Here is a 12510-nt window from a genome sequence, read left to right as displayed (position 1 = left end):
TACGACATTAAAAATGCTGGTCTATCGCTTGATAATTAGAACTATTAATTCAAACTATTTCTAATTATTCCATAAAAAGGTGGTAGCTTCAAGTTATCTTTTTAACAAAGCTTCCAAGGCTCAACACTAGAAAAAGAAACGCAATATGTAATATAATTGAAAAAGTATATATTAAAATTAATGTTAATATTACCCTCCTATAAGTATTAACATACGTAATTGAGGTGTTTTCTTTGTTGTTTTATGATCGAATTTCTATAATGGCCCCTCCTGTTCCGTAGCTAAGGAAAGTCTTTTTATTTCTGAGATTTTCAAAGTTATAGGAGGGTATGAAAAATGAAAAAAGTCTCAGTACCATCACTTTTGTTAATGATCATTCTTGTCGCATTTCCGCAAATTAGTGAAACGATTTACACACCGTCTTTACCTGACATTTCAAAGGAGTTACACGTAAGTAATAATGAGGTACAGTTAACACTTAGTGTGTATTTTGCTGGATTTGCTTTAGGTGTATTTTTTATTGGATGGTTATCAGATATAATTGGCCGTCGCCCGGCAATGTTATTTGGAATTGTCGTATATGGCGTTGGGAGTTTCTTATGCTTTATTGCAAATTCCATTGAAGTTTTATTGCTAAGTCGTTTTATTCAAGCGTTTGGAGCAAGTGCTGGCTCTGTTGTTACACAAACGATTCTTCGTGAAAGTGTAGAAGGGCATAAGAGGCATGTTATGTTTGCTCAAATCTCGGCAGTCATTGCTTTTACACCAGCGATAGGGCCGTTAATTGGTGGTTTTCTTGATCAAATGTTTGGATTTAAAACCGTATTTTTAAGTTTAGTAGTTATGAGTATCGGGATTTTTCTGTATACGTTTGTTTCCCTTCCCGAAACAAAAACGGACTCAGTAACGAATAAAATAAATGTATTTTCTGTTTTAAAACGGTTAATTACAAATCCGAAAGTAGTAACATATGGGTTATTAATTGGAGGAGCGAATGGTGTTTTATTTAGCTATTATGCAGAAGCGCCGTTTATCTTTATTGAATACTTTCAGTTATCGCCTAGTATGTATGGACTTCTAGGAATTGTTGTTGCTTCCGCTTCTATTATTGGAGCCAAAGTTTCTAAACGATTGCTTGCCACGTATAAACCAGAGAAAATTATATATATCGGTTGTCTTGTAATGACAGGAGGAGCTATCCTTTTATCTGTTATTACGTTTGTTGGATCAAATCCGAATGTAATATATATGATTGTATTTTTAGTAGCGATGTTTATATTGCTATTAGGAATTGGGATAGCGTTACCTAACTGTTTAAGTTTAGCGTTAGTAGATTTTCAAGATGTCATTGGTACAGCCGGAGCTTTGTTTAGCTTAGGGTACTATGTAATTGTAACGATGACAGTTTGGGGAATGAGTCAACTTCATACGGGCTCGTTACTGGTGTTGCCACTTTATTTTCTGGCTATTGTAGTTATCATGATGGTGTTTACTAAAGTGTTTATTTTAGGTAAACAAACTTCAAAAATGATTTAAATATGAAATGGTAAAAGAGTCTCGTTTTTTAATGAGACTCTTTTATATTTTATCCTGCTGTTTTGAGGCAGTAAGATTCCTACCTCAAAATTGGGCTGGACTAAAGAAATCAGTAGTTTATTAATATATTAAATTTCTGGTTAGTATATGAATCGGACGTGTGGGAAATTACGTTATCAACTATAAAGATTGAAGTACATGAGATGTGAAACCTAGGAAGAAATACTCTCCTCGGTTATTTATACTGTAATAATATTCATGCCGGAATCATATTGAATAGATGTATTTTATTGTTAATTTAGTTAAAAATTAATCAGACTTATGTATAATAATTTATTGAAAAAATAATTGAACTTTTCAGATAAATGAATTAATATAAGGTAAGTAATTTTAAGATTTATAGAATATTGGAAGATGAAAGGTTTTGAGAATTTTGCAAGAGGCAAAAAACGATTTTAGGATAGCTTTAAAGCTAGTGTAAAATGACGTTTGCTTCATCATTTTCAGGGCCGAAAGGAATTAGGGGAAAGCATCTTGTTTTAAAATGCGGCTATGAATCATCTAAGAGGGGGAAGTGAAGTGGCAAACAAGGAATTGAAAAGGGGCTTAGAAGCACGTCATATTCAAATGATCGCTTTAGGCGGAACGATTGGTGTTGGTTTGTTTATGGGGTCGGCCAGCACGATTAAATGGACAGGTCCGTCAGTAATGCTTGCTTATGCAATTGCAGGTATTTTTATTTTCTTCATTATGCGTGCAATGGGTGAAATGTTGTATATGGAGCCGAGTACAGGTTCATTTGCGACGTTCGGTCATAAGTATATTCATCCGTTAGCTGGTTATATGACAGCGTGGAGTAACTGGTTCCAGTGGGTTATCGTTGGGATGTCAGAAATTATTGCGGTTGGGGCATATATGCAATATTGGTTCCCGGACTTACCAGCTTGGATACCAGGTGTAATCGCAATGGTTATTCTTGGCGCAGCTAACTTAATTTCTGTTAAGTCATTTGGCGAATTTGAATTTTGGTTTGCGATGATTAAAATCGTTACGATTCTATTAATGATTATTGCGGGATTTGGACTTATTTTCTTTGGAATTGGTAACGGCGGAGAAGCAATTGGTATATCAAATCTTTGGTCAAATGGTGGTTTCTTTACAGGTGGTTTTTCAGGGTTCTTCTTTGCATTATCACTTGTAGTTGGTGCATACCAAGGTGTGGAATTAATCGGTATTACTGCTGGTGAAGCGAAGGATCCGAAGAAGACACTTACAAGAGCAATTCAAAGTACAATTTGGCGTATTTTAATTTTCTATATTGGTGCTATTTTCGTTATTGTAACTGTGTATCCGTGGGATCAATTAAGTACAATTGGTAGTCCGTTCGTAGCAACTTTTGCGAAGGTTGGTATTACGGCAGCAGCTGGACTTATTAACTTCGTTGTTATTACAGCGGCAATGTCGGGTTGTAATAGTGGTATTTATAGTGCGGGCCGTATGCTTTATACGTTAGGTGTAAATGGACAAGCGCCGAAATATTTCACGAAACTTTCTGGAAATGGTGTACCTTTATTCGGTACAGTTGGGGTAATTATCGGTTTAGCGGTTGGTGTTGTTTTAAGTTATATCGCACCGAAAAACTTATTCGTATATGTATATAGTGCGAGCGTACTTCCTGGTATGGTACCATGGTTCGTCATTTTAATTAGTCAAATTAATTTTAGAAAAGAAAAGGGAGCAGAGATGAAAGATCATCCGTTCAAAATGCCATTTGCTCCTGTTACAAACTATTTGACAATTGCCTTTTTAATTATGGTATTAATCGGAATGTGGTTTAACGATGATACACGTATTTCATTAGTTGTAGGTATTGTTTTCTTAGCTATCGTCACAATTAGTTTCTATGCTTTCGGAATAGGGAAACGACGTCCGTTAGATGTTCCAAATGATCAGGAGATTTCAAGTAAATAAAGATAGTAAAAAGTCCGATTTCTTATATGGAAATCGGACTTTTTATTATTAAAATTTCTCTAAAACGATTTTCCCAATTGTACTTCCGCTTTCAAGCAGTGCATGTGCTTTCTTTACGTTTTCAGCGTTAATTGGTGCGAATGTTTCATTTAGAGTAGTCTTTAAAATGCCTTCATCTAATAGTTCGCTTACTTTATTTAATAGTTCGTGCTGCGTGATCATATCGCCAGTTTCGTACATCGCTTTTGTAAACATAAACTCCCAAACGAATGTAGCACTTTTACTTTTTAAAATACCCATCTCAAGAGGGTGTTCATTTTCTACGATAGAGCAAATTTTTCCTTGTGGTTTAATGAGGTCACAAATTGCTTGCCAATGTTCATCTGTATTGTTTAAGCAGAAAATATAATCTACATCTTTTAGCCCAAACTCTAATATTTGATCTTGTAAAGGTTGGTGATGGTTAATGATATAATCGGCACCAAATTTTTCAACCCAGTGTATCGTTTCATTACGGGATGCAGTTGTGATTACATTCAGTCCAGCCCATTTCGCCAGTTGAATGGCAATTGAACCTACACCACCAGCTCCGCCGATAATTAAAATGTTTTTGAATGTATTCTCATCTTTCTTATTATAATCAATGCTTAAACGTTCAAATAAACCTTCCCATGCTGTAATAGCTGTTAAAGGAAGTGCTGCAGCTTCAGCATCATTTAACGTTTTAGGTTTCTTGCCAACGATTCTTTCATCAACTAGGTGGTATTCACTATATGTACCTTGTCTCGTAATACTTCCAGCGTAAAATACTTCGTCGCCTTCTTTAAATAACGTACAACCTTCGCCCGTTTGTACGACGACACCACTAGCATCCCAGCCAAGTATTTTCGCTACATCTTCTTTTTTATCTTTCGGAGAGCGAACTTTTGTATCAACTGGATTAACGGAAATAGCGTTAATTTTAACAAGTATATCTCTTCCTGTAGCAACAGGTCTTTCAACTTCAATATCAATTAAACTGTTTTCTTCTTCAATAGGTAAGTATTCATGTAAACCAATTGCTTTCATTTCTATTCCCTCCATTAAAGTAAGAGTTTTTCTCTTTTATTATAGTAGGTAAAGCGTCATTATGTAAAAAAGTTGAGTTCTTTCCATTTTGTAAAAGAGCTGTTTCAACTTCATTTAGAACTTTGTAACTGGCGAGCAACATCCATCACTCTGATTTTATAAGCGTCGGATGAGAGGTATACTTATTTTTCCAGTGTACCTTGCAATGAACAATACCAAGTGTTATATTATACTTGTAGTTATTAGTTATAAAACAGTACTAAATAATAAACAGTAGTGGATATCAATTAGAATAGGGTGAATGAATATTGAATGTACAATTTAAAAAAGGAGTTTTAGAACTTTGTGTTCTTGTCTTACTGGATAAGCAAGACCGTTATGGATATGAATTAGTTCGAAATATTTCCAATCGAATTGAAATATCAGAAGGGTCTGTTTATCCTCTTCTTCGAAGGCTAACTAAGGAAGAATATTTTACAACGTATTTACAGGAGTCTTCAGAAGGCCCTTCAAGAAAGTATTATACACTGACGGATAAAGGTAGAACGTATTTGTATCAACTTTTGGAGGAATGGAATGAGTTTTCACAAGGTGTCAATCAATTAATTAAAGAAGGTGTAGGTAATGACGAAAGATAAATTTTTACAACAATTAAATGTATCTCTAAAAAGGTTATCTGATAAAGAGCGTGCAGATATTTTAAAAGATTATGAAGAACATTTTACTTTCGGATTAGAGGAAGGGAAAAGTGAAGAAGAAATTGCAACTTCATTAGGCTCTCCAGCTCAAATCGCCAAAGAGTTATTAGCAGATTATCATATTGAGAAAGTAACAGCAAGTGCAACAACAGGAAATGTTTTTCGGGCAATTTGGGCAGTAATTGGATTAGGTTTTTTTAATTTGTTAATCGTGCTTGGACCTGCAATTACATTAGTGGCATTAATTTTTTCAGGATGGGTTCTAGGTATCTCATTTTTAGGCGCACCATTACTTGTTTTAGTTGATACGATTATACATCCAAATACATTCTTGCTATTTAATCTTTTTGTTTCTTTAGCGCTTTGTGGACTTGGATATTTCATTGTTATTGCTATGTTATTTTTAACGAAGCTAGCAAAGAATGGATTTGTTCGTTATTTAAAGTTCAATATAGCATTAGTAAAAGGTGGTTTAAAGCATGATAAATAAAAAGAGTCTTTCAATCATTGCAGGTATTATTTTCATTATTGGTATTATCGGAAGTTTATTCACTTATCGTTCAATTGCTGCAGTACCAATTTCAGAAGAAAAGGTCGTTAATAATAATAATAATAATGTGTCAAGCGTCATTATTGATACAAATAACGTTCGTGTTAATATCAATCCTACAAAAGATAGTAACGTGAAAGTAAAATTAGATGGCGAGGTTAATCCAAACGTAAAAAGAACATTAGCTACGGATGAGGAAGATTCAACGCTTCTCATTTCTTATAAAGAAAAACAACAGAGCTGGTTCAACTTTAATATTCCTGAAGTATTGGCTCCATTAACATTAAATGTGTATCTACCCGAAAAACAATATGATTCATTAAAAGTTTCCAATAATAATGGCTACGTTTCTGCTAAAAAACTAAACGCAACACATTTTAATATAAATACAAGCAATGGACATGTTGAATTAAGAGAAATCAATTCGCCAAAAATTATCGCAGAAGCAAACAATGGAATTATGGATTTCAAAGATGTATTGGCACAAAATATTCATGTGAAATCGAACAACGGACGAATAATGCTAGACCATGTTGAAGGTGAAATAGAGGGGCAAACTAAAAATGGAAGTCTTACTCTTAAAACGAATGAACTGGATCGAAATCTCAATTTTATGACTCATAATGGGAAAATTAATATTGAAACCGAAAAAGAACCAACTAATGTTCAATTTAATGTTTCTGTCGACAACGGCAGCGCGAATATCCTGAATAAATATAACGGGAATACGGTTATTGGAAAGGGAGAAAATATAATTAAATTAAACACACATAACGGAAATATTACAGTGAAAAACCAATAGCATATTACCTTTTATAATCTCAGCTCGTCGCACATAAAGAGCAATAATAAATAAAAAAGAACCGACTCCTTTTTTCAACATATGGGTAGTCGGTTTTTTTTTATGTAACCTTCGTTTAAGTGTGTATCCTTTTCGTATTTCAAAATACAAACAGTTGATTTATTACCCTGGATTCTTAGAAAAATAACGAATAATAATTAATAGTGTAAGGAGAATTTGTGAATGACTCAAAAATAATAGCTGAAACAATGAAAAGTGAGAAGGAGTTTATTTCTAGCAAGAGGAATTCTTTACTGTATTGTTTTATTCAAAACTAAATTTAAAGGTGGATACATAATGACAGTAAAGAAGCTTTATTTCGTCCCAGCAGGTCGTTGTATGTTGGATCATTCGTCTGTTAATAGTACATTAACACCAGGAGAATTATTAGACTTACCGGTTTGGTGTTATCTTTTGGAGACTGAAGAAGGACCTATTTTAGTAGATACAGGTATGCCAGAAAGTGCAGTTAATAATGAAGGTCTTTTTAACGGTACATTTGTCGAAGGGCAGGTTTTACCGAAAATGACTGAAGAAGATAGAATCGTGAATATTTTAAAACGGGTTGGTTATGAGCCGGAAGACCTTCTTTATATTATTAGTTCTCACTTGCATTTTGATCATGCAGGAGGAAATGGCGCTTTTATAAATACACCAATCATTGTACAGCGTGCTGAATATGAGGCGGCACAGCATAGCGAAGAATATTTGAAAGAATGTATATTGCCGAATTTAAACTACAAAATCATTGAAGGTGATTATGAAGTCGTACCAGGAGTTCAATTATTGCATACACCAGGCCATACTCCAGGGCATCAATCGCTATTAATTGAGACAGAAAAATCCGGTCCTGTATTATTAACGATTGATGCATCGTATACGAAAGAGAATTTTGAAAATGAAGTGCCATTTGCGGGATTTGATTCAGAATTAGCTTTATCTTCAATTAAACGTTTAAAAGAAGTGGTGATGAAAGAGAAGCCGATTGTTTTCTTTGGACATGATATAGAACAGGAAAGGGGATGTAAAGTGTTCCCAGAATATATATAGTACAAAAAGTCATGAGCTTATTCGCTCATGACTTTTTCGTTTAAATGATTTTTTTAAATAAGTTATAAACTTTTTTAGAACTATCTTCATTTAATTGATAGTACGTAAGGTTTACATCATTAGGAGTATCTTGTTGAGCAATCATCACTTCGTTACTGTGATGGTCAACTACCCATATGAAATATTTTTTATAAGTCCCATCCTCGAAAGTAATCCACATATCACAGTCTATTAAATCTGATCCTTCTTCATCTAATGTTAATTTTCCTTTTTTGGCGGTATCCATACTGTTAATGAATGTTTTTAATTCATCTGTTTTTGTGAGAAAGATATCTTTTTTTGTTTTAATTGACTCGACATGTATATCTTTTATTTCCTGTTTCCCTAAAAAGACAGGGGGCCCATTTGGATCTCTTTGAGTTGAAATGATAGTAGCTTTCTTCTTTGGTTTATTTGCTGTATAGAAATCTTGAATAGATTTCCCAGAGTTGAAAAACCATGCGATTCCAAAAATAATCAATGCACTACCTAGCAGTAAAATGATTTTTTTAATAGAATATTCTCCTCTCTATCACTTCGTATGAAGAGCTTTTCTATTAATATATGATAGGGAAGCGTAAAGTATTATAATTGAACTTGGTTATTCTGCACAGTTTTAACAGGGCGATCTACGAGTAAATTGTAAGTGAGTCCGATTAGTACGAAAATGCCACCGACAACCTTTCCTATAGAGAGTTCGTGTGACAAGATGAAATCAATGATAGTCCCCGCAAATAATTGTCCGATAAAGATGAGTAACGTTAAATAAAATGCTGATATTTTAGGTGTAATATAGTTCGATAACGAGATGACGATAACGCCTACTAATCCGCCTAAGTAAACAGCGATAGGAATAGATTGCAACGTATGACTAGGAATGTACATTGAATCTGAACTGAAAATTAAAAATAACATAGAGAAAAATAATCCAGTAATATAATTAAAAAACGTACCTTCCCAATTACCGATTTTCGCTGCTAAATTTGCGTTAATAATTCTAGCAACAACGATAGAAACACCAGCTAAAATAGCGATAGTAATATATAACATTTTCTTGCCCCCATTAATAAATTGTCATGATTATAATTCCGGAAGAGATGAAACATAATCCAATTAGTTTTTTCTTTTCAAACTTTGCAACTTTCATTCCTAATAAGCCGAAATGATCAATAACGATGGAAGCAATGGATTGACCAAGTAAACTTAATGCGATCGTAATAGAAGCACCAAGGACGGAGAAACTTATATTATTAAAAAGGACAGTGAATACCCCAATCGCTCCAGCGCTATATAAAAAAAGTGGAATGCTTTTATCAAAATAAATTTTATTTTTGTTTATGATTAAAACGAAAATAACTGCAATTAAACCGACAAGGTGAATGACAACGCTTGCTGTATACTTGCCAATTAATTCAGATAAAATCCCATTCAATGGAAGCATAACGGCGATGAGCACACCAATAAAGACAGAAAGAAAGTTGTACAATGTAATATCCCCTTTAATTTTCATATTTGTAATGACTGTATCATGCTGAAATTGTGAATTACTATGACATATGTCATAGTGGAAGGGGGAAATTTTGATTACAATGGGGAGTAGTTGTAAAGGCGGGGGAACTATGAAGAAAATATGTAATTCTATTAAATTAACAAATTATATGAAAGAAAATAATATTGACTCCTTTTTTAGTAATGATATGAAACCATATATGGAACTAATATTTTTTAAAAAGAATGAGTTTATTTGTAGAGAGAATGAAGAGATAGATTATTTATTTTTCTTCGTTGAAGGAAAAGCGAAAGCGTTTAATACATTAAGTAACGGGAAATCTGTATTGTTATGCTTTTATGATAGCTTGCAGCTGTTAGGAGATGTGGAGTTAATTCATTCTCAAAAGACAGCTTCAAACGTACAAGTGATGGCAGATTCATATTGTGTTGGTTTGCCTTTAGGGAAAGTGAGAAATCAACTATTTCATGATGCGAAATTTTTACGATGTATTTGCGGATCGTTAGCACATAAGTTAAATCGGCTTTCAAAAAATAGTACAATTAATTTACTATATCCACTTGAAAATAGACTTGCGAGTTACATGTTAGCAGCAGGGGAACGAGCGGTGCAGCATGGAAATAGAATTGTATTTAGTGGGAATTTAACGGAAACAGCGGAATTGTTAGGAACGAGTTATCGTCATCTATTACGTACATTAAATATTTTTTGTGATAAAGAGATAATAAAAAAGAACAATGGTTGCTTCGAAGTAGTAAATGTGGATGTTCTGAGGGAATTGGCAGCAGATGTTTATAAATAATATATTAAAGTGGGGATTTAGATGAAAATAGCAATTATTTCAGATGTTCATGGAAATAGTCACGCTTTGAAATCCGTATTAGAAGATATTGAACGTCGCAAGGTCGAAATGATAATTAATTTAGGTGATAGCGTCTATGGGCCGTTAGATCCTTTAGGTACAATTGAAATATTAATGAATAACGAGATGATACATATTAAGGGAAACTGTGATCGCATGCTTTGGGAACCTATACAAGAGCAGTCTGCTACACTAACTTTTGTCCGAAATCAATTAGCAGAAAATCATATAGATTGGTTAAAACAACATCCTTTCCAATTCATTGTTGACGATATTTTATTTTGTCATGGTACACTAACTTCAGATGAGGTGTATTTACTAGAAGAAATGGACGAAAATGGTGCAGTATTAAAGAGTGAAAAAAATATAATGGATCAACTCAAAAATATAGAACAAAAAATAATAGTATGTGGTCATACACATATTCCTAGAGTTGTTTATTTAGCGAACGGAAAAATCATAATAAATCCAGGGAGTATAGGGCTTCCAGCGTACAAAGATGAATTACCCATTGTGCATAAAATGGAATCAGGAACTCCGCATGCAAAATATGTAGTGATAGAAAAGGTTTTGGGAGAATGGGTAATTGAACAAATTTCAGTTCCTTATAATTGGGAGGAAGCTGCTGAGTTAGCTGTTCAACAGGAAAGACATGACTGGGCACAGGCACTAAAGACTGGGAAGATAGAATGAAAGGGAGTTTACCCCTTTTTTTATTTTGAGTAAATATTGAATGATGTAAAAATAAAATGTTATGATTATGGAAACGTATGAATATATGAACAAGTATTCATACGTTTAGTGGAAGGAGGGATTAGAATGAAAGACTTAATTATTATTGGAGCTGGTCAAGCTGGATTAGCAATGGGATATTACTTGAAGCAAGAAGGATATAATTTTTTATTACTTGAGGCAGGAAACCGAATTGGGGATTCATGGAGAAACAGATATAATTTTTTACAGCTCTTCACACCGAGAGAATATAGTAGTTTACCAGGTATGGTAGTAAAAGGAGAAGGAAATGGATTTCCATGTAAAGATGAAATGGCAACATATTTAGAAGAATATGCAAGGCACTTTACATTACCGGTCCAATTGCAAACTGAAGTTTTTAAAATAAAGAAAGAAAAAGATATATTCGAATTACATACTCCTACAGAAATTTTACAATCAAAAAAGGTTGTTATCGCAACAGGTGGTTTTCAGCAACCGTACATCCCTTCATTTTCACAACATCTTTCATCGCATGTTTTTCAAATACATTCATCACAATATAAATCACCATCACAAATTCCTGAGGGGAAAGTATTAGTAGTAGGTGGCGGGAATTCAGGAATGCAAATTGCAGTAGAACTTGCAAAAACTCATGGAGTTACAATGTCTATTAGTCATCCTCTAACATTTTTACCGTTACGTCTTTTTAGAAAAAGCATTTTTAGTTGGTTAGAAAAATTGGGTTTACTGTATGCTGAATTAAATACAAAGAGGGGAAAGTGGTTTCAGAAGAGAAAGGATCCTATGTTTGGTTTTGAAGGCAAAGAACTTATTCGTAGTGGGGCAATTAAACTAGAGGGAAAAGTGGTTCATGCATCAGAAAATAGCATTATGTTTCAAAATGGTGGCACGTATAGTGCAGAAAGCATTATATGGTCAACTGGTTTTATTCAAAACTATAAATGGATTGAAATAGAAAAGGCAGTGAATGAGAAAGGATTTCCTAATCATGTAAAGGGAATAAGTCCCGTGAGAGGATTATATTATATCGGTTTGCCGTGGCAATCTCAAAGAGGCTCTGCACTTATTTGTGGTGTAGGAAAGGATGCATCATATTTACTTTCTGAGATCAAAAAAATAGATCAGTAGCAGCGACTACTGATCATCCATATGTACATGAATTAGGAGAGGTCAAACATTTATTAACTTTATTATAATTGATTTTCATAAGAATAAAAACTGAAAATTCTAATTTTATGTTGAGAAAGTTTTTTGTATCGAAATATATAAAAGAATAGGGGTTTTTAGTAAAAAGAAATATGATATTTATATTTTAATAAATTGTGATATAGTTTATAAAGAACAGATTACATAAAATGTTATTTTATTACATATAAAGTAAGGGGGAATGGTTGTGAAGTTTGATGATCAACGCCTACTAGGAGTACGATTAGGTTCTATACTTGTAACAGAGGAAAATCAATATTTAGTAATTAAGAAAAAAGATCATTATGCACTTTTAAATATACATAATTTAGAATGCACACATGTTGAAGTGCAGCTAGAACATATTGAAGAAATGTTGCAGGAAGATTTCCAAGAAAGTATAACGGAGATTATCGCACCAGAACATATAAAAATTGTTGCGAAAAATATAATATAAGTAAAGAA

The 12510-nt window shown here is 33.4% G+C and carries 14 protein-coding genes; 10 read left to right on the top strand and 4 right to left on the bottom strand.

What is annotated here, in order from left to right:
* The first annotated feature begins 336 nt into the window (after window positions 1-336).
* Together ACU8YW_RS16975 and ACU8YW_RS16970 are read left to right on the top strand one after the other, a co-directional pair.
* Entirely contained in the window at window positions 337-1536 is a 1200-nt protein-coding gene (locus tag ACU8YW_RS16975) for a multidrug effflux MFS transporter (protein ID WP_088064101.1), read from the top strand.
* A gap of 579 nt (window positions 1537-2115) precedes the next feature.
* A complete protein-coding gene (locus ACU8YW_RS16970; protein WP_142291789.1) occupies window positions 2116-3507 on the top strand; it encodes an amino acid permease in 1392 nt (463 codons plus the stop codon).
* Between the two features lie 48 nt (window positions 3508-3555).
* Here the strand turns inward: ACU8YW_RS16970 and ACU8YW_RS16965 are convergent, their stop codons facing one another.
* A complete protein-coding gene (locus ACU8YW_RS16965; RefSeq protein WP_088064099.1) occupies window positions 3556-4575 on the bottom strand; it encodes a zinc-binding alcohol dehydrogenase family protein in 1020 nt (339 codons plus the stop codon).
* Window positions 4576-4883: 308 nt separating this feature from the next.
* On the opposite strand from ACU8YW_RS16965, the gene ACU8YW_RS16960 reads away from it, so the two are divergent.
* From ACU8YW_RS16960 to aiiA, 4 genes are all read left to right on the top strand, one after another.
* Window positions 4884-5213 carry a PadR family transcriptional regulator gene (locus tag ACU8YW_RS16960; protein WP_001102638.1) on the top strand — a complete coding sequence of 110 codons (330 nt, stop codon included), beginning with the start codon at window positions 4884-4886 and terminating at the stop codon, window positions 5211-5213.
* A complete protein-coding gene (locus ACU8YW_RS16955; RefSeq protein ID WP_088064098.1) occupies window positions 5200-5763 on the top strand; it encodes an HAAS signaling domain-containing protein in 564 nt (187 codons plus the stop codon). The genes ACU8YW_RS16960 and ACU8YW_RS16955 overlap by 14 nt, the downstream gene beginning before the upstream one ends.
* Window positions 5753-6625 (top strand): DUF4097 family beta strand repeat-containing protein, encoded by an 873-nt coding sequence (locus tag ACU8YW_RS16950; protein WP_446893977.1) that lies wholly within the window; start codon window positions 5753-5755, stop codon window positions 6623-6625. The genes ACU8YW_RS16955 and ACU8YW_RS16950 overlap by 11 nt, the downstream gene beginning before the upstream one ends.
* 336 nt (window positions 6626-6961) lie before the next feature.
* Window positions 6962-7714, top strand: a complete 753-nt coding sequence (gene aiiA, locus ACU8YW_RS16945) for a quorum-quenching N-acyl homoserine lactonase AiiA (RefSeq protein ID WP_046954672.1) — start codon at window positions 6962-6964, stop codon at window positions 7712-7714.
* Window positions 7715-7754: 40 nt separating this feature from the next.
* Here the strand turns inward: aiiA and ACU8YW_RS16940 are convergent, their stop codons facing one another.
* The 3 genes from ACU8YW_RS16940 to ACU8YW_RS16930 form a co-directional block, all read right to left on the bottom strand.
* A complete protein-coding gene (locus ACU8YW_RS16940; protein WP_142291788.1) occupies window positions 7755-8249 on the bottom strand; it encodes a hypothetical protein in 495 nt (164 codons plus the stop codon).
* Window positions 8250-8338: 89 nt separating this feature from the next.
* Entirely contained in the window at window positions 8339-8803 is a 465-nt protein-coding gene (locus tag ACU8YW_RS16935) for a DMT family transporter (RefSeq protein WP_000965807.1), read from the bottom strand.
* 13 nt (window positions 8804-8816) lie between these two features.
* Entirely contained in the window at window positions 8817-9263 is a 447-nt protein-coding gene (locus tag ACU8YW_RS16930) for a DMT family transporter (protein ID WP_070168987.1), read from the bottom strand.
* Window positions 9264-9372: 109 nt separating this feature from the next.
* Between ACU8YW_RS16930 and yeiL the strand changes: the two genes are divergently transcribed.
* From yeiL to ACU8YW_RS16910, 4 genes are all read left to right on the top strand, one after another.
* Window positions 9373-10065, top strand: coding sequence for a transcriptional regulator YeiL (gene yeiL / locus ACU8YW_RS16925; RefSeq protein ID WP_048544259.1), 693 nt, complete (start codon window positions 9373-9375; stop codon window positions 10063-10065).
* Window positions 10066-10086: 21 nt separating this feature from the next.
* Window positions 10087-10818, top strand: coding sequence for a metallophosphoesterase family protein (locus tag ACU8YW_RS16920; protein ID WP_426934034.1), 732 nt, complete (start codon window positions 10087-10089; stop codon window positions 10816-10818).
* Between the two features lie 126 nt (window positions 10819-10944).
* Complete coding sequence (locus ACU8YW_RS16915) at window positions 10945-11988, top strand: flavin-containing monooxygenase (protein ID WP_426934033.1); 1044 nt, start codon at window positions 10945-10947, stop codon at window positions 11986-11988.
* Between the two features lie 265 nt (window positions 11989-12253).
* Window positions 12254-12502 (top strand): hypothetical protein, encoded by a 249-nt coding sequence (locus ACU8YW_RS16910; RefSeq protein WP_000666937.1) that lies wholly within the window; start codon window positions 12254-12256, stop codon window positions 12500-12502.
* Window positions 12503-12510 lie beyond the last annotated feature (8 nt).

It is taken from the genome of Bacillus pretiosus, from assembly GCF_052947655.1.
Note: the sequence above shows the minus strand (reverse complement) of the source record. Positions and strands in the feature narration are given on the sequence as shown.

Bases quoted from the DNA above. Each gene is read 5' to 3' on its own strand.
- ACU8YW_RS16935 (WP_000965807.1), bottom strand. From the start codon at position 8,803: ATGTTATATATTACTATCGCTATTTTAGCTGGTGTTTCTATCGTTGTT.
- aiiA (WP_046954672.1), top strand. From the start codon at position 6,962: ATGACAGTAAAGAAGCTTTATTTCGTCCCAGCAGGTCGTTGTATGTTG.
- ACU8YW_RS16965 (WP_088064099.1), bottom strand. From the start codon at position 4,575: ATGAAAGCAATTGGTTTACATGAATACTTACCTATTGAAGAAGAAAAC.
- ACU8YW_RS16975 (WP_088064101.1), top strand. From the start codon at position 337: ATGAAAAAAGTCTCAGTACCATCACTTTTGTTAATGATCATTCTTGTC.
- ACU8YW_RS16955 (WP_088064098.1), top strand. From the start codon at position 5,200: ATGACGAAAGATAAATTTTTACAACAATTAAATGTATCTCTAAAAAGG.
- ACU8YW_RS16920 (WP_426934034.1), top strand. From the start codon at position 10,087: ATGAAAATAGCAATTATTTCAGATGTTCATGGAAATAGTCACGCTTTG.
- ACU8YW_RS16915 (WP_426934033.1), top strand. From the start codon at position 10,945: ATGAAAGACTTAATTATTATTGGAGCTGGTCAAGCTGGATTAGCAATG.
- ACU8YW_RS16950 (WP_446893977.1), top strand. From the start codon at position 5,753: ATGATAAATAAAAAGAGTCTTTCAATCATTGCAGGTATTATTTTCATT.
- yeiL (WP_048544259.1), top strand. From the start codon at position 9,373: ATGAAGAAAATATGTAATTCTATTAAATTAACAAATTATATGAAAGAA.
- ACU8YW_RS16930 (WP_070168987.1), bottom strand. From the start codon at position 9,263: ATGAAAATTAAAGGGGATATTACATTGTACAACTTTCTTTCTGTCTTT.